The sequence below is a fragment of the Microcoleus sp. BM001215392 genome, from assembly GCF_036700185.1.
GTDB lineage: Bacteria > Cyanobacteriota > Cyanobacteriia > Cyanobacteriales > Microcoleaceae > Microcoleus.
In genome coordinates this window covers 18,682-37,075 of record NZ_JAUBOJ010000025.1, presented here as the reverse complement: position 1 = coordinate 37,075, position 18,394 = coordinate 18,682, and the positions used below count along the sequence as shown (strand labels likewise).

Sequence of the window (18,394 nt, the reverse complement as noted above, 5' to 3'; positions counted from 1 at the left end):
TCGCCCAAATGCTACGCCCCTACATATACATTTCGACTTTTGCAAGAGATATATTTAAGTGCTGGGTACAGCCTAGGCTCTCAAACACAACAAGATCAGTACCTCTTTGGAAAGATGCAATTGTCGTTCCTATTCCCTAAGATTGTAAGAATTGAAAGTTTAAATTCAACAGATTGTCTGATACGCAAAGTTAAACAGGAATTTGGAGGTTATGAACAGTTCGTTAACCCGGCCTTTGGCTGTCGTGACTGGTGCCTCTAATGGCATCGGCTACGAACTCGCCAAACAGTTCGCTCAACACAATTTCGATCTCCTAGTCACAGCCACCGGCTCGAGCATCAATGAAGCAGCTCAAGCCTTTGAGAAGCTGGGCGCGCAGGTGGAGACGGTGCAGGCGGATCTTGCTACCTACGAAGGCGTAGAGACGCTCTACAACAAGATTAAGGCGACTGGTCGATCGGTAGATGCGATCGCGATTAACGCTGGTGTCGGTATCGGCGGCGACTTTGCGCGCGAAACCGATTTGAAGGACGAACTGAATCTGATCGAGCTCAATGTCGTATCCTCGGTGCATCTGGCCAAACGGGTAGTCAAGGATATGGTCGATCGCGGCCAGGGCAGAATTCTCTTCACTTCGTCGATTGCAGCCTTGATGCCGGGGACGTTTGAGGCTGTCTACGCAGCATCAAAGGCGTTTATCCAATCCTTCTCGCAGGCGCTGCGCAACGAGTTGAAAGACACGGGCGTCACTGTCACCGCCCTGATGCCGGGGCCCACTGATACTAACTTCTTCCACCGCGCCGAAATGGACGATACCAAGGCTGGTGCTGACAAGAAAGACGATCCGGCCGAAGTTGCTAAGCAGGGTTTTGAGGCTTTGATGGCAGGTAAAGACCAGATTATTGCAGGTTCGCTCAAAACTAAGATTATGGGCGCCGCCAGCAAAATTTTGCCCGATCCTCTGAAGGCCGAAGTCCACCGACAACTTACTGAACCGGGTTCGGCTCACAAATAGATATTTCCCCTAATTCTTGTGGTGCGGGCATTGTGGCTGCTTGAGGCTGGCTTTGGCAGCAGGTGTCTGATTGTTCGAGTTCTTTTGAACTACTGATATCTGGTGCAAAAGCTCTTAAAGGTTTTTTTCGCTAGTGCGATCGTCTTTGGGATATTTTGCGGACTGAAGTCCGAACGATCGAACCTATTTTGCGGACTGAAGTCCGAACGATCAAACCTGGATATTTTGCGGACTGAAGTCCGAACGCTCAAACCTATTTTGTGGTGGGTTATTGAGAAGAGATCGGCTGACTGATTTGTAAACACAACACTATCTTACAAAACTCTAAAATTATGACTGACCAAACTCCAGTTAACGAACAAAGCAAACAGAACGATCTCGATCGCGCTCGTCAAGAAGCAGGCGAAAATCTTACCACAAATCAAGGTGTTGGTGTCACAAATACCAATGATTCCGTACACGCCGGTTCGCGCGGGCCGACTTTGCTAGAAGACTTTCACCTGCGCGAAAAAATGGCGCACTTCGATCGCGAACGCATTCCCGAACGTGTGGTTCACGCGCGCGGATCTGGCGCCCACGGCTATTTTCAACCTTACGAATCGCTGGCAGAATTCACTAAAGCCAAATTCCTGCAAGATCCTGCGGTAAAAACTCCGGTATTTGTCCGATTTTCCACGGTGACAGGGTTTCGCGGTTCTGCCGATACAGTCCGCGACGTGCGCGGCTTTTCTGTCAAGTTCTACACCGAAGAAGGTAACTATGATTTAGTCGGAAATAATATTCCGGTCTTCTTTATTCAAGACGGAATTAAATTTCCCGATTTGGTTCATGCGATCAAGCCGGAACCTCACAATGAAATGCCCCAAGCTGCGGCCGCCCACGACAATTTCTGGGATTTTATTTCATTGATGCCAGAATCGATGCACATGATTATGTGGGTATTGAGCGATCGCGCTGTACCGAGAAGTTTCCGCATGATGCAAGGCTTTGGCGTGCATACCTTCCGCTTTGTTAACGAGAGCGGCAAATCTCGCTTTGTCAAGTTCCACTGGAAACCGATTCTAGGCGTGCATTCTCTGGTGTGGGATGAAGCACAAAAACTCGCCGGCAAAGATCCCGATTTTAGCCGCCGCGATTTGTGGGATGCGATCGAAATGGGCGATTACCCAGAGTTTGAATTGGGCGTGCAGATTGTTGAGGAAGAAGACGAATTTAAGTTTGATTTTGACTTGCTCGATCCTACTAAGCTGATTCCCGAAGAAGAAGTTCCCGTGCGGGCGATCGGCAAAATGGTACTCAACCGCAACCCGGACAACTTCTTCGCAGAAACCGAGCAAGTCGCCTTCCAACCGAGCAACGTGGTTTCTGGGATTGACTTTACCAACGATCCAGTCTTGCAAAGTCGATTGTTTTCCTATCCCGACACGCAAATGCACCGTTTGGGAAGTCCCAACTTTACAGAATTGCCGATCAATCGTCCCGTCTGTCCCGTGCACAACAATCAGCGCGACGGCGTAATGCAATCGAACGTTTACACCTCGAAAGTCAACTATTCTCCGAATTCGCTCGGCGGCGGCTGTCCGATGATGTCGCCGGAAACAATGGGAGGATTCGTGCATTATGCAGAACGAGTGGAAGGCCACAAAATTCGCGAACGCAGCAACAGTTTTCAAGACCATTTCAGTCAAGCAACGCTGTTTCTCAACAGTATGTCTGAAGTAGAAAGAGAGCATATTGTGAAAGCTGCTCACTTTGAATTAGGAAAAGTTCAAAGTAAGGAAGTGAAAGAGCGAGTTCTGGGATTGTTCAATCACATCGACCACGAATTCGCCAAGCAAGTTGCAGCAGGATTGGGATTGCCAGAACCGGAAAAAGAAGTGATTCCCAATCACGGTAAAACTTCCGATGCACTCAGCATGGAAAAGATGCCCAAGACCTCGATTAAATCCCGTCAAGTGGCAATTTTAGCAGCCGATGGTGTCAACGGCGATGAGTTGATGGCGGTCAAGGAAGCGCTATCAAAAGCTGGCGCCCACGCCAAAATTGTCTCGAACCACGGCGGCAAAGTTAAGACTGCTAAAGGTCAAGAAATTGATGCAGAAATGACATTTTTGACTGCTGCTTCCGTAATGTTTGATGCGATTTACGTTCCCGGCGGCAAGCAAAGTATTAACACTTTGAAACAAGAAGGCTCTGCGGTTAATTTCGTCACGGAAGCCTTTAAGCACTGTAAGGCGATCGCTGCTTCGGGTGAAGGCATCCATCTGTTGTCTAGTGCAGATTTAAAGGGAGTTAATCTCTCGGTAAATGGCAAGGTGGCTGCCGATCGAGGTGTGGTGATTTGTCCTAGCGGTGGCGATTTAGGGCAGTTTTCTCAGGCTTTTATCGATGCGATTATGCAGCACCGTCACTGGATGCGCACTGAAAAAGAATTGGTTCCAGCGTAAGGAATTTAGTTGGTTGGCGATGGCATCATCCCCATAAAATTGGTTCGTAGTGAGGACTTTAGTCCGCATCAATAAAAGGACTAAAGTCCTCACTACGAACCTTGTATATCGGCAATTGCATCAATTGTGATTGAGAGGTAAACCGCAGATACAATGCGGATAAACAGAGATTAACGCAGATGCTTCTCTAGATATTTGACGAAGGATTGCTAGAAGTTTATTAGAGATAATTTTTGGTATTTGTTTCTCTAATCGTGCGATCGAGTTCTAATATTTTTAAACAAGGAGACATTATTTGTGGGTATCAGCAGGCGCGATTTGTTAAAAGTAACTTCTGCTTCGGGTTTAGTTGCAGCAGGATTGGCAGCTTCTGAAGGATTTTTCAAACCGGTGTTAGCTGAAAGTGAAGTTGCTCAAGCTCAGGCCCAGAGCGGCTCTATGAGTTACAGGACATTAGGACGCACGGGAGAGCGGGTGTCTGCAATTGGCTTGGGCGGACACCATATCGGGCGGCTGCGAGAGGAACAAGAAAGTATTAAGCTGATCCGCAGTGCGATCGACCGCGGCATCAATTTCATGGATAATTCTTGGGATTATCACAACGGCCGCAGCCACCGATGGATGGGCCAAGCGCTGAAGGACGGCTATCGGGAAAAGGTGTTGCTGATGACGAAAATCGACGGGCGGACTAAGGGATCTGCGATGATGCAGATTGACGACTCGCTGAAGGCTTTGCAAACCGATCGCATCGATTTGATGCAGCATCATGAAGTGATTCGGATGGAAGATCCCGATCGCATTTTTGCCCCCGGTGGAGCAATGGAGGCGTTGGTGGAAGCGCAGAAGGCTGGCAAGATTCGCTACATCGGGTTTACGGGACACAAAGATCCTTTGGTTCACCTGCGAATGCTGGAACTTGCGACTCAAAACAATTTCCGTTTCGATGCGGTACAGATGCCGCTCAACGTGATGGACGGTCATTTCAGAAGTTTTGAGAAACAAGTGCTGCCGGTGCTGGTACAGAACCAAATAGGCGTCTTGGGGATGAAATCTATGGGCGATTCCTATGTTCTCAGAAGCAACACTGTGACCCCGATCGAATGTTTGCACTATGCGATGAATCTGCCGACTTCAGTCGTGATTACTGGGATTGATACAATGCAGCTCTTGGATCAAGCCTTTGAGGCCGCCCGCACGTTTAAGCCGATGGATGCGGCGCAAGTTGCAGCGATGCTCGATCGCACTCGCTCTGCGGCGGCAAAAGGTCAATACGAATTATATAAAACTACCAACCAATTTGACAGTACCGCCATGAACCCATCCTGGCTGGGATAAGTGCTTGTGAATTCCCTCTCCAAATCTAGACTTAGCACCGATCAGTTGCCGTTAATTACAGATTTGGTCACTTGAAGGCAGGAGGCTATATTTTCTAACAAATTATTGATTAACTGGATCTGGTACTGCTGAATATTTGTCTTTAGGGGCTCTTGGCTGTCTTGAAAACAGATAACTTTGGCGGCGATTTCCTTGTAGTGTTGCAGCATTGAAAAAGTATCGGTACTGAAGCGAGCAAGATAGTTTTTAGCAGCATCATTGCAAATTTCTGTGACTTGATTTAGATAAGCTTCTGACGATTCAGGTGGCTTTTCATAGCCTGTTCTTTTCTTCAAAATGTAGCTCGCACCGCCGACTACTGCTGCTCCCATCGGGCCGCCCAACAGCCAACCTAAGCCGGTGGCGATCGCCACTGGAGTCACTTCGCCCTCGATCGACTTTTTGGGGGCGGCGGTTGGCGGCTCTGGTAACGCGATTTGCGGGGATGGGGGAAACGAGGTCAAAAGGGATCTCGGCTGTTCTTTGTCGAAGAACTCGCAAGCTTTATTTACCCATTCTGCAATGGTTTCCTGCTGCTTGAGGACATCTTGTTCAAATTTTGTCTTCCACGCATCAAAACTTCCTTGCTGAAGCGATATCGCCATTTCCGACTGATAGCGCCGCAAAAGTGTGGGCTGGTAAAGCCAAATCTCGAAGTCGGAAACGCTGGCTTGAAAGCCTTTTGAAATCAGTTTTTCAGCTTTTTGTTTAATTTCAATTCGGTCTTTTTGCTTTTGTTGAGCGGCTGTTATTTCGGCGGAGACAGTTTCAGATTTGGCTCGCAGAGATTGGCAAATCTTAGTAGCTATGGCTTCAATTCTCGGCAACTTAACTGCTAGTTGTTCCTGTTGACTTGCGACAATACTTTGCAACGCCGATTCAAACATGGCAATTCCGGTAGTTTGAGCCGCAGCCACATCTCCTTTCAGCCTCGCCCTCAAAGCGGGTAAAGCATCGACGCGGTAGATATTGCTGATGTTGTTCGGCAAGTTGGAGCGAAAACTTTCGGCAACAAATAACAATCGATTGTATACTTGTTTTTGGTCGTCTGGTTCGAGTAGATTGAGAAAATTGGCAACAAAGACGACTGTGTTAATTTGGCGATCGCTCAACCAGTCTCTCAGGTGCTCGCGTTCCCCCAGAGTCATCAATTTGCGAGCGTCTAAAACCTGCACAACTAAATCAGCCGAAAGCAATTTATCCCGAACTAAGTTATCCTGTTCTTGGCGATCGTTAGTTCCGGGCAAATCCAGCAATTCTACACCCGTTTTCAGAAATGGGTGGGGGCAGTAGACATTCACGGCTGCGACATCATCCCGCATCTGTCGGTTGTCGTCGAGGATGGCGTAGCGTTTGAGAACGTCAGTCCCTGCTTCGCTGACTTCTGTGCCGTCTTTCAGGGTGATTTTTGCGTGCAATTCGTCGCCGTAGTTGACATAAATGGCAGCACCTGTAGTGGGCACAAGGTCGATCGGCAAAGCGCGATTTCCAAGCACTGCATTCAGCAAAGTTGACTTACCGTAATTGAACGGGCCGAAGACAGCGATTTGAAAAGTTGGTTTGGCGAGATAGTCGCAAATAGAAGTTGTATCTCGATAAAGTTGGGAGTTTTTATCTAGTTCCAGAATACCGAGTGCTGACTTGAGATTGTCGGTCAGGTTTTGATAAGTTTCGGGTTGTTGCATATTGTTGTTTTATTTAACTTTTAAATAATCAGAGGTTTGTAGTGGGGAATGCGAGTCCTCAGAAAAATTCCAGGACTCGCATTCCGAACGATCGAACCTTATACATTCAGCTAGCCGATGCTAAGAAACCTTGATAAATTGATTCTATACTCTGCGACTGAGCAGAAACATCAGCCTCCAACTTTTCCAAACGCTGCGATTCAGCCTGACAATTAATCTCGCGCGATTGCTTTTGTTCCAACAAATTATCCAACTCAGCTTTCCGAGAATTGATATCATCATTCATGCGATCGCCCACTTCCCGCCCGTAAACATCAAAACACTCTTTCACAGCATCGTGAATCGGCTGCCACTGCTCTTGTGCCACCTGCGGCAGATACTTCACCAACTCTTTTTTAGCCGCTTTCACCAACTGTTTGTTAGCTCCTTCTGCCTGCAAAACTCCAATACCCATCCCCAACAAAGCCAAGTACAGCGGCCCCAAAACAATCCCCGTAAAACTTGCAAAAATCGTACTGACGCCCAATACAGTAATTAAATTGAGCAAGATATTTTTCCAGTCAAAACCCGCTCCTGCCATTGCTACACCTGCCAGGTTTCCTGTGGTTAACGAAAACAATCCCATCGCCCATTTTGCCCAAGCTGGCGAGTTATCTTCGTTTGAGTTGCTGACTGCTGCGGGGATTTTTTGCCCGGTCAGTTTTTCAGTGATTTTTTCAGTTACTTTTGTGTAAGATGCTCCGTAATTTGCCGCACTTTGCGACAACTGCGCAAATGCTGAATTCATCTCTTGTTCTGCGGTGAGAGTCCAAGCTGCTAGTTTGTCGTTGATGTACTGCTCGAATGCTCGTCTGAGCGATGCTTCAAAGGCTTCTCGCTTGTCTTGGCTGAAGAAATCCAGAAATCTCAGCTCGGGTTGATACCGCAAAAAGTCTGTTTCAAAGGTATTTTCTAAGTTGAGAACGTAGGTACGGAAAGAATCTGCGATCGCCCGCGATTTAGAATCTCTAACTCGGCTAATTTCTTGTTGAAATTCATCGCGAATGTGAGTCAGTTTATTAAACTCAGGCTCAACAGAATTAATTTTTTCTTTCAACTCATTGACATCGCGATCGAGCAATGGTAAGCGGCGCCCAACAGCTTCGCGAACGCGAGCCGAAATTTGACGCGCCAAAGTCCTCGCCGGACGCAATTCTGAAATCGCTCTTTCCTGCGTCAAAAACGTATTCAGCGCCGCCATAAACTCGGGAAAACCTGTTTCGGCTAAATCTGCATCCGGGTTTTTCATCCGCAACCTCAGCGCCTTAATTGAGCTAATTGCAAACACTCGCTCGTCGTAAATATCGTGTCCTTCGGTCAAACAATATTCAGCCAAATTAGCTTTAAAAACCCGCCCCAGTTTCTCTTCTGCTTCTGCCATTTCTTCAGGATCGTCTGGGTCAATCAAACTTTCCCGCACTTGATCCCAAGCATTGATCAGAAAGAAAATGCTCAAGCCGCGACCTTTGATATAATTTTCTAGATAGCGTCTTTCGCCCATTGTACAAGGCTGAGTTGCCCGGAGTACAAACAAAATTGCGTGACAGTTGTTGATGTAACCGAGAGATAATTCGTTGCGGGCTTCTGTATCGTTGAGACCGGGACTGTCTACTATTTCTATGCCTTTTTCTAGCAAAGGTAAGGGATATTCTACGACGGCGCAGTCGATATCTGGAAATGCTGGTTTTTTTTCTGATTCTAGGCGTTTGGCTTCGGTGGGGTCAATTGTATAGTCTTGTTTAAAACTTTTAAAATCGAGCTGTTTCGGAGTTTTGCCGTCGTTGAAATAAACGGTGACTTTTTTTTCAGGGCCGTAGCGCAAAATTGTCAGCAAAGCCGTGCAGGGATTGACATCGCTGGGAAGCAAGTTTTCGCCGATCAAGGCATTGAGAAAAGTGCTTTTGCCGCGTTTCATGTCTCCTAAAACTAGCAGCCGAAAGACTCCTTGGCGCAAGTTTTTGCTGGCGAGATTGATGTCGGCGCTGTCTGTTTCTAAACCGAGTTTTCCTGATGCTTCGATTCCTGCTAATTCCGATCGCTCTATGGCTGTGGCGATGTTGCTCAGGATGTCGGCAATTTCTCGGCGCACGGCCGCTACTCGCTCTAAATCGTTGAGAAAGCTGCTGGTTTGTACTTTGAGGTTCATATTTTTTCTGATTGTTTACTTTGGCTGCAAAAACAAGTAATTCGGTCGGAATTTATGCAAAAAGTTTGAGTTTCGGATATTTATAGCTATCAGGTGCGCGCTGCTAGTCCTACATAACTACAATAACTTACAGTTTCATCAACAAATCACTCTTCTTCTAAAAATATTTTGTAAGCAATCAAAGCCAGCCCTCCTACTATCAACGCTGTTCCCAGCCAATATGCGAAGCGAACTACAACTATAACAGCAATAACAATGCCAAAAAATTGAGATGCGCCTAATATTTTTCGGCGCCACTGTTGGCGTTTGTTGTTCGTTTGATAGTCTGCTGCACCGTCCTTGCTGGTTAGTTCTGCGGGCACTGAACGATCGATTTCTGCTGCTAGTTCGCCCAGCAGCATTTGTTGTTGCTGCTTCCGCAGTTCTTGTTTTTTGTGCCGCAGTTCTCTGGCGTTTTTCTCGGGAGAATTCATAAATCTTACCCTGTTTTCCAGGGAAACAGTCTCTTATTTATTGTCAATGTTGTGGGGTGATAATTTCTTTATAACTTTAACTCAAATTTTCGGGGCTGTCGAGAGATGTTAAGAAAAGTTAAAAATGGCGGTTTATGAAGAGCGATAGCTAAGCTTCACGAGGTTTTAAGCCCCCCTTTTGGTGAGCAGCTAGGTTGAATTCACGGTTACTTGGTCGCGCAGTGTCAAGTTGCGATCGCCCGAGCGATTGTTTAACTTGACTGCGCGGTATTCTTTGCGCACATACTTCTGTATTTTTCAGTGGATCTACTGAGAGTAGAACTTGCCGGGAAGCATCAATATCCTTCCGGGCCGATGGTAGTGCGATCGCACTCAGCGTCGGACAAATCAACCAAGCGCGATCGAAATAAGTTGCAGCCAGCTAACTGAGTTTTGGTTAACTTGGCTTTCTCCAAATTAGCTCTGCTCAAATCTGCATATCTCAAATCGGCATTTGTCAAATCGGCATTGTACAAATCCGCACCTTGTAAATTTGCTTTCTGCAAATTAGCACCTTGCAAATTGGCGTGGCGCAAATTCGCTCTTGATAAATTAGCTCCTGACAAATTAGCTTCCGACAAATTGGCTTGATAAAGTTGAATATCACCCAATTCAGCATCCTGTAACTGAGTTTTGTACAGATTGGCTTGAGTTAAATTTCCGTAGGGTAAATAAGCTCGCCTCAGCACGCTACCAGAAAGGTTTATTTCTGCCAAATATGCTTGAAATAAATTATCTTCACTTAAGTCAACTGCATCAAAATTCCGCTTACCCTCAGAATACTGAGCAAGCAATTGCTCAGCGCTTAGCTTTTGCATTTTCATCCCTTTATTACGTCAGCTATTGCAGTCAATTTATAACGATAATTAATGGCTATGATTTTATGTATTTATACTTAGACATTTTTTTATGTTAAGCTTGTGTAACAACGATCGCATTTTTTCTAAGATTTTTTTTATATTTGTAAATTTCTGGCTGGGTCGCTCACTCAGCCCTCAGGAATGTCAAGATCGATAAACAAACCAAAGCCGATCCTCTACTGAAATATGCCAGAACTTCCTTGCTCCATTGCTCAACACTACCACGAGCGGACGAAATACGATCCCGAAACCCTTGCTGCCAAAAGCAGACAGCTAGATTGGACAGAGCAGCCCGTGCCTTTCAAAGAATATAAAATTGGCGCGTATTTTGACCTCAAGCCTTATCTAAAAGACCCCTCCGACGATCCAAATGCCTCGGATGATGCCGCTTGGTGGCACCGCTTGTCTAGCTTGTTGCTGTGCAGCTACGGGCTGACGGCGAAAATGCAGACGGTAGATGACAGCTACTTGTATTTGCGAGCGGCACCGTCGGCGGGCGGGCTGTACCCGGCAGAGGTTTATTTAATCTCTCGCGGTACGCCGCATTTGCCTGCTGGACTCTACAACTATCAGTGCCGAACTCATTCGCTGGTTCATTTTTGGGATAGCGAGGTTTGGCCTGCCCTGCAAGCAGCTTGTTTCGGATCGCCGGTGTTAGAAAATACCCAATTGGCGATCGCCGTTACGACTGTTTTCTTCCGTTCTTCTTGGCGCTACGAAGACCGAGCTTATCGGCGAATCTTCCTCGATACTGGTCATTTATTGAGCAACATCGAGTTAGCTTGCGCCATCAACGATTACCGACCTCACCTGATTGGAGGATTCGCCGACAAAGCTATCAATCAATTACTCTACATCGACTCGGAGCAAGAAGGAGCGATCTGTGTAGTTGCTTTAGCCGACTTGCTAGATATCGATCAAAACTTGCCAAAATTTAAAACTGCTTTGCCGGGAAAAACGACGACAGATTACCCGCAAATTTCCGAAGGTGCACTCTTAGGACACCTCCACAAAGCAACAGAGTTAGAGTCAGATCCCACCGCAGTAGATGGTTGGAAATTTGATGAAAGCGAAGGTGATTTAGAGGACAAATATAACTTTCCATTTTGTACGAAAGTTTCGACAGTGACTCCTTCGATTCCATGGGGAGTCAACCTGGAAGGTTTAGAAAATACTATACTCAAAAGGCGTTCTACTCGTGCTTATACAGGTGCTTCTTTGAGCTTGGGCGAACTGCTAGCGATGCTCGACTTTACTTATCAATCGCAGCACTACATCGACCAAGGATTAGACGGTTATCCCGACTATTTCGATCTGAGTTCGATCGAGACTTTTATTGCTGTTTCGGGAGTGAACGGGTTGGAAGAAGGTTGTTATTATTACGCTCCAAAAGCTCAAGAATTGCGGCAAATTCGGTTTAAAAATTTCCGCAGGGAGCTGCACTATTTGTGTCTGGGGCAAGATTTGGGCAGAGATGCCGGGGCGCTGTTGTTTCACACGGCAGATTTGAAGAGGGCTGTAACAAAATATGGCGATCGCGCTTACCGATATTTGCACATGGACGCGGGTCATTTGGGCCAGCGGCTGAATTTAGCAGCGATTCAACTGCGTTTGGGTGTCAGCGGTATTGCGGGCTTTTTTGACGATCGCGTGAATGAGGTGCTCGGTATTCCTACGAGTGAGGCTGTGCTTTATATTACCACGCTCGGCAGACCGCGATCGTGAGGATGAGTTAGTTGTTAGTTGTTAGTTGTTAGTTGTTAGTTGTTAGTTGTTAGTTGTTAGTTGTATTGCTTAAATAAGCCCAGGTGCATCAAGATTTTACAGTCAAGTTTGATGAAATTCTTGTGGGTGGGCGTCTCGCCCGCCCTAAAAATACAACTTAGATTCGGGAAAGCTTACCTACTTAATTTACTGTTTTACCATTTAGGATTAAGGGGTAAGGTGCGCAGTGCGCACCCTACAGATTAAGGGGTAAGGTGCGCAGTGCGCACCCTACAGATAGAGTGTGTGTACAGGACTACCATTGCTATTTCCCAATACAAAACCTGCTAAATATTCTGTCGAGAACTGATTCCGTCACTTCTTCGCCCGTAACTTCCCCCAATGCTTGAATTGCGCCGCGCAAATCTATTGTCCAAAAATCTAAAGGCAATTTATTGTTAATAGTATCCGTGCATTCTTGCAGGGAAATTTTAGCTTTAGTTAAAGCTGCTGCTTGCCGCTGGTTGATGGCTAAGTCTGAGTTTGCTGCTTGCAAATTTCTGCCGCTGACAGCATCTAAGATGGCTGTTTCTAAGTCTTCTATGCCTCGCTCCAATGCGGCGGCTGCGGTAACTATCGGGTGAATTCCCGAGGTAAAAGGTAATTCTGGGATTGTTTTTACAAGGTCGATTTTGTTGATAATTATAATTAGCTGGCGGTGCTTGACTTGTTCGTAAATTTCCGAATCGCCTGCTGTCCAACCAGATTCGGCGTCAATTGTTAACAAGACTAAATCGGCTTGTTTTGCTGCGGCGCGCGATCGCTCAACGCCGATTTTCTCTACCTTGTCTTCCGTCTCCCGAATGCCCGCAGTATCCAGCACCTGCACCGGAATGCCGCCCACAACTAGCTGCGACTCTACCACATCCCGCGTGGTTCCTGGCAAATCTGTGACGATCGCCCGATCGCTCTTACTCCACGCATTCAACAAACTCGACTTTCCCACATTCGGGCGCCCGACAATTGCCACTTTCAAACCGCTTCGCAACAATTCACCGCGATCTGCCGAGAGCAAAATAGTTGACAATTCGTGCAAAACCTGATTTATTTCCAAACAAGTTTTAGCTTCATCTAAAGGCGGCAAATCTTCCTCGAAATCAATTCTCGCCTCAATTTCTGCCAACAAGTCCAAACAAGTTGTTCTCAATTTGCGAATGGGCTGGGCTAATTTTCCCTGCAAACTGGCCAAAGCACTTTGTGCGGCTGCGGGCGATTGTGCTCCCACCAAATCTGCAATGCTTTCAGCTTGAGTTAAATCGAGCCTACCGTTCAAAAAAGCCCTGAGCGAAAACTCTCCCGGCTGCGCCAATCTCGCGCCGTTTTCCAAACACAACTGCAACACTTGCTGTACCGCCATAATCCCGCCGTGACAGTGAAATTCCACCACATCTTCGCGGGTGAAAGAACGCGGCGCTTTCATAATTAACAGCAAAGCTTCATCGACTAATTCTTGAGTTTTGGGGTGGCGGATGTTACCGTAAAGAATCCGGTGAGACTCCCAAATTTGTCGTCCAGGGGCGCGAAACAGGGTGGCGGCAATTTTTAAGGCGCAGTCGCCGGAAAGTCTCACAATGCCTACGCTGCCTTGTTGCGGTACTATCGCCGTGGCGATCGCTGCGATCGTGCCTCCTTTTGTTAGTGATTCAGACATTTTTATTGTTGGCGCATTCAAAATTTATACCTATCTTATTGACAGGATAAACAATTTCTGCAAGATTTTTCCAAGATATTAAAAGATGGTGGCCGCTGCCCTTGAGTGCGATCGCCAATCCGTTAGCCAAGCCCGAAGCGATCCTTACGTCAATCCCTCCCAGAGGATCTCCCGTCAAGCCAGATTCGCGGCGCGATCGAACTTAAATTAATCAGCCAAATGTTTGAGCTATCCTGATTTTATGCGATAATCGAACATTAACAGGGTAGAGGGCAAAGTATGATTGGTCAACTTCTCGACAGACGTTACCGCATCATTAAAGTCACAGACTCGAATGAGGTGGGAAAAACTTATATAGCAGCAGATACTCACCGTCCCGGGTATCCGCAATGCACGGTTAGAGAAATGCAGCTACCCGGCACAAGTTCGCAAACTCCAGAATTAGTAAAAATTATATTTCAAAAAAATGCAGAAATAATAGAAAAATTGGGAAAACACGACAAAATACCCGAATTATTGGCGTATTTTGAGGAAAATCAAAGTCTATACTTAATTGAAGAATTTATTGTCGGTCAATCTTTAAGCGAAGAACTCATACCCGGTGAACCTTGGGCAGAAGACCAAGTAATTGCTCTGCTATCATCCATATTAGAAGTTTTGGTGTTCGTACACTCCAACGGCTTCATTCACCGAAAAATTCAACCAGACCGAGTTATCCGGCGCGAGTCAGACGGCAAATTTGTGTTGGTTGACTTTAGCTTAGATAAAGAAATTAACCCGGAACTCGCTAATTGTCATTTGTTGGCGCCAACCTCGCCGAACTCTGTAAAATCGGTTTTGGGAAAAAAACAGGAATTGGCCGCCCAGGAATTATACGTGCCGATCGAGCAATCGCAAGGCAACCCCCGTTACAATAGCGACATCTATGCTCTAGGTAGGATCGCCCAGCTTGCAGTCACGGGACTCTCGCCCGAGGAACTGAGTGTTTTAAACAACAAAGGCGAAATTCAGTGGCGCAACCGGGCGACTTGTTCGGCGGCTCTAGTAGAGACGATCGATCGCATGGTGGACTCGGACACCGAGGAACGCTATCAGGAAGCCGCCGAAGTTTTGGCACAGATCGCACAAATCGCCGTAAATTCCGAGGCTGCTCGAGGGCCAGCCACTATCATCAGGAAGGCTGCGAGCCAACCGCCCAAACAGCACCCAACCAGACTGTGGCTGTGGGCTGCAATACCCGCGGCTTTGATCTTGACAGCAATCATAATTTACTTTTGGCACAGTCAAAGTCCTGCCAGGGCAAAAGAATTGCTCGCCCGGGGCGCGGCCAAAGCACAGCAAGGTGACAAAACAGGCGCGATTGCCGATTATACCCAAGCGATCGCCCTGAATGCTAGCGATGACGAAACTTTTTACAAGCGGGCTAACGTTCGGTACGACACCGGCGCCACCGAGCAAGCAATACAAGATTACACCGAAGCAATTAAAGTCAATCCCAGCCACACCAAAGCCATCTACAACCGAGGTCTCGCCCGCCGCGATCTCGGCGACAAGCGGGGTGCTGCGGAAGATTTTACTCAAGTATTGCGGCTGAGTCCTAGCGACGGTGAAGCATACTACCAGCGGGGTTTAGCGTACTACGATTTGGCAGACTACCGAGAAGCAATTTCCGACTACACTCAAGCAATTCAGCTCAATCCCAACGATGCAACAGCCTACAGCAATCGCGGTTTAGCTCGATCGGCCTCGGGCGACAAAACCGGAGCGATGGCAGATTTTACCCAAGCAATTCAAATTAGCCCCAAACAAGCTGGCGTTTACTACAGTCGGGGTCGATCGCGCTTTAATCTGGCAGATTATCAAGGAGCGATGGAAGATTACAGTAAGGCGATCGAATTGGAACCAAACCAAGCTGATGCTTATACTAATCGGTGCAGCGCTTACTTAAATTTGGCAACCTACGACAAAGCCATGGAAGATTGCACCAAAGCAATTAGCCTCGCTCCCAAAGATGAAGCAGCTTACAACAACCGCTGCATTGCTCATCTAAATTTAAAACAATTTCAAAAAGCCAGCGAAGATTGCAGCGTGACGATCGGACTCAACAGCAACAATCCCAAAGCATACAGCAATCGAGGATTAGCTCGCGAGGCTTCGGGAGACAAACTCGGGGCTGTGGAAGATTTTACCCAAGCAATTCGGCTAAATCCCAGCGATGCGGTAGCTTACAGCAATCGCGGTACTATTTATTCAGAACTCAAAAATTACCCTTTAGCGGTTGAGGATTTTGCTCAGTCGCTGCGGCTCAACCCTAACAATGCTACTGCTTTTTACAGCCGAGCCCTCGTCCGCCGCCAACTAAAAGATCGGGCTGGGGCGGTTGAGGATTTTCAGAAAGCTGCAACGCTGTTTCTAGAACAAGGAAGAGCCGATGGTTTTCAAAACGCACAAGCACAAATTAATCAGCTTAAATAAACTATCAGTCATCTGCTATTAGTCATCAGTTATTAGTCCTGCCGTCACTAGAAAAAATGAACAATCAAGAACGAAAAAGCAAAAAGCCCAATTCCCAATTCCTGATTCCCAATACCCAATTACCAATTCCCCATTACCAATACCCAATTATCGCTATGAACATGGTTGGTCAACTTTTAGACAGGCGTTATCGCGTAGTGCAAATTTTAAGTTCGGGAGCTTTCGGACAAACTTATTTAGCTGTAGATACTCGCCGACCGGGCCACCCTCAATGTGTAGTAAAACAACTGCGCCCTCCCAGTAACACTTCCACAGTTCTTAAAACAGCTTACCGCTTGTTTAAACAAGAAGCAGAAATATTAGAAAAATTGGGAAAACACGAACAAATTCCATTTTTACTCGCTTATTTTGAAGAAAACAATCAATTCTACCTCGTCGAAGAATTTGTTCCCGGACACGCCCTCAATCGCGAAATAGTGGCCGGTCAACCTTGGCGAGAAGAACGAGTGCTGTCACTGTTGGAAGAAGTGTTAAAACTTCTCGCCTTCGTACACTCTCAGGGAGTCATTCACCGCGATGTTAATCCCTCCAACTTAATCCGCCGCAAACCAGACGGCAAATTAGTTTTAATTGACTTCGGCTCAGTCAAAGAAGTTGCAAATCACGTCAGCGACTACGATACAGAGTTTCCGCGCACGATTGCCACTGGCACTCCGGCTTATATGCCGATCGAACAATTTCAAGGAAACCCGCAATTTAGCAGCGATCTCTATGCGGTGGGAATGATGGCCATCCAAGCAATCACGGGTTTACCGGGAACCGATTTGCCAAAATTGCAAGATCCCAGTCCTTCTCATACCGGGGAAATTGTTTGGCGCAACCGAGCTCAATGTTCTTCGGCGCTGGCAAATATAATTGACAAAATGGTCTGTCACCAATTTGGCAAACGCTATCAATCTGCTGATGAAGTTTTGGCAGCTCTCAGCAAGCTGAGGCACCGCCTAGAGCCGGGGAATACGGATCAAAACAAAAGTAGTTCTGCAAGCATACTGTCTGCTAAGAGTTCTTTGTTACGTTTGGGAACGCGGTTTTGGTGGGCGATTTTGGCTAGCTGCGGCGGGCTCGCCATGGTATTTTTGTTTGGCTATTACAGCCGCCCGAATCCGATTAAAGCTCAGGAATATTACGCACAGGGACTAGCAAACTCTCGCAATAAAGATGCGGCGGCAGCTTTGCAGGCTTTTAATAAGTCTATTCAACTAAATCCTAACAATGCTGAAAGTTTTTATCAACGGGGTAATGCTAATTATGATTTACAAAAATATCCAGAAGCAATTGCCGATTATTCTCAGACAATCGCTTTAAATCCTAACTATTTTAAAGCTTATTTTAACCGGGGGCTAGCCCGTCACGATTTTGACGATAAGCGAGGGGCAATTGAGGATTACACTCAGGTTGTGAAGCTCCAGCCCAACGACGCTGATACATATTATGAAAGAGGAGTTACTTATTTAGAACTGCAAAATTACAAGGCGGCAATTGGGGATTTTACCGAAGTAATTCGCTTGCAGCCAAACCTGGTTAAAGCTTATCGTTCGCGGGGGTTGGCTCGGGCCCAGAGCAGCGATTTGCAGGGAGCAATTGGAGATTATACTGAGGCAATTAAGCTCGATGCTAAGGATGCTAAAGCTTTGTACAGTCGGGGGAGAGCGCGCTTTCACCTAGGAGATTATCAGGGAGCTTTGGCGGATTATTCTGAAGTAATTGCGATCGACCCCAAGAGTGGAGATGCTTATGCTAATCGTTGCAGCACGCAGTTGAATTTGGCAGCGTATCAAGCGGCAATTGACGATTGCACTCAGGCAATTTCGCTGAGCGATCGGGATGCGGTTGCTTACAACAATCGCTGTATTGCTTATTTAAATTTGAAGGATTATCCGAAAGCAATTGCCGATTGTACTCAAGCGGCGACAATAAATCCCAAGGATTATCATGCTGTGAGCAATCGTGGTTTAGCTCGCACCGGAGGGGGGGACAGCCAAGGCGCGATCGCAGATTTTACCGCAGCAATCGCGCTCAATCCCAACGATGCAGAAGCTTATGCGAATCGGGCTAAGATTTACCAGCAGTTAAATAATTACAATAGTGCGATCGCCGATTACGTGCAAGCCATTCGCATCAATCCCAATTATGCTGGTGCTTACTACGGTAGAGGAGCCGTTCGCCGCTCCTTAGGAGACAAAGCAGGAGCAATTAGCGATTATGAAAAAGCGGGAAAACTCTTCCTCGATCAAGGCCTGACCGGCGGTTACAAAGACGCACAATTTGAGATTGACAAACTCAAGTAGTCATTAGTCATTAGTCATTAGTCATTAGTTATTGGTTATTGGTTATTGGTTATTGGTTATTGGTTATTGGTTATTGGT

The 18,394-nt window shown here is 46.7% G+C and carries 12 protein-coding genes; 6 read left to right on the top strand and 6 right to left on the bottom strand.

Translation table 11 applies throughout. The features are described from left to right. The first annotated feature begins 211 nt into the window (after window positions 1–211). The 3 genes from QT974_RS05055 to QT974_RS05045 all read left to right on the top strand — a co-directional run bounded on the left by QT974_RS05055 (window position 212) and on the right by QT974_RS05045 (window position 4,797). Complete coding sequence (locus QT974_RS05055) at window positions 212–1,015, top strand: SDR family NAD(P)-dependent oxidoreductase (RefSeq protein ID WP_333467427.1); 804 nt, start codon at window positions 212–214, stop codon at window positions 1,013–1,015. A 332-nt stretch (window positions 1,016–1,347) separates the two neighbouring features. Next, window positions 1,348–3,462, top strand: a complete 2,115-nt coding sequence (locus QT974_RS05050; RefSeq protein ID WP_333467426.1) for a catalase — start codon at window positions 1,348–1,350, stop codon at window positions 3,460–3,462. A 297-nt stretch (window positions 3,463–3,759) separates the two neighbouring features. Next, window positions 3,760–4,797 (top strand): aldo/keto reductase, encoded by a 1,038-nt coding sequence (locus tag QT974_RS05045; RefSeq protein WP_333467425.1) that lies wholly within the window; start codon window positions 3,760–3,762, stop codon window positions 4,795–4,797. Window positions 4,798–4,838: 41 nt separating this feature from the next. On the opposite strand, the gene QT974_RS05040 is transcribed toward QT974_RS05045, so the two are convergent. The 4 genes from QT974_RS05040 to QT974_RS05025 all read right to left on the bottom strand — a co-directional run bounded on the left by QT974_RS05040 (window position 4,839) and on the right by QT974_RS05025 (window position 10,036). Next, the gene (locus QT974_RS05040; RefSeq protein ID WP_333467424.1) at window positions 4,839–6,521 is read right to left on the bottom strand and encodes a dynamin family protein; all 1,683 of its coding nucleotides are present in this window, start codon (window positions 6,519–6,521) and stop codon (window positions 4,839–4,841) included. Between the two features lie 106 nt (window positions 6,522–6,627). After that, entirely contained in the window at window positions 6,628–8,706 is a 2,079-nt protein-coding gene (locus QT974_RS05035) for a dynamin family protein (RefSeq protein ID WP_333467423.1), read from the bottom strand. A gap of 146 nt (window positions 8,707–8,852) precedes the next feature. Next, the gene (locus QT974_RS05030) at window positions 8,853–9,179 is read right to left on the bottom strand and encodes a hypothetical protein (protein ID WP_333467422.1); all 327 of its coding nucleotides are present in this window, start codon (window positions 9,177–9,179) and stop codon (window positions 8,853–8,855) included. Between the two features lie 335 nt (window positions 9,180–9,514). Beyond that, on the bottom strand, window positions 9,515–10,036 hold the full coding sequence (locus QT974_RS05025; RefSeq protein ID WP_333467421.1) for a pentapeptide repeat-containing protein: 522 nt from the start codon (window positions 10,034–10,036) through the stop codon (window positions 9,515–9,517). Window positions 10,037–10,264: 228 nt separating this feature from the next. On the opposite strand from QT974_RS05025, the gene QT974_RS05020 reads away from it, so the two are divergent. Then, the gene (locus QT974_RS05020; protein WP_333467420.1) at window positions 10,265–11,803 is read left to right on the top strand and encodes a SagB/ThcOx family dehydrogenase; all 1,539 of its coding nucleotides are present in this window, start codon (window positions 10,265–10,267) and stop codon (window positions 11,801–11,803) included. Between the two features lie 304 nt (window positions 11,804–12,107). Here the strand turns inward: QT974_RS05020 and mnmE are convergent, their stop codons facing one another. Then, complete coding sequence (mnmE, locus tag QT974_RS05015; protein WP_333467419.1) at window positions 12,108–13,493, bottom strand: tRNA uridine-5-carboxymethylaminomethyl(34) synthesis GTPase MnmE; 1,386 nt, start codon at window positions 13,491–13,493, stop codon at window positions 12,108–12,110. Continuing rightward, window positions 13,486–13,671: a hypothetical protein gene (locus tag QT974_RS05010; protein WP_333467418.1), complete on the bottom strand. Its 186-nt coding sequence runs from the start codon at window positions 13,669–13,671 to the stop codon at window positions 13,486–13,488. Before QT974_RS05010 ends, mnmE begins: the two co-directional genes overlap by 8 nt. Window positions 13,672–13,772: 101 nt before the next feature. On the opposite strand from QT974_RS05010, the gene QT974_RS05005 reads away from it, so the two are divergent. Continuing rightward, window positions 13,773–15,968, top strand: coding sequence for a tetratricopeptide repeat protein (locus tag QT974_RS05005; RefSeq protein WP_333467417.1), 2,196 nt, complete (start codon window positions 13,773–13,775; stop codon window positions 15,966–15,968). A gap of 155 nt (window positions 15,969–16,123) precedes the next feature. Then, a complete protein-coding gene (locus tag QT974_RS05000; protein WP_333467430.1) occupies window positions 16,124–18,316 on the top strand; it encodes a tetratricopeptide repeat protein in 2,193 nt (730 codons plus the stop codon). Window positions 18,317–18,394 lie beyond the last annotated feature (78 nt).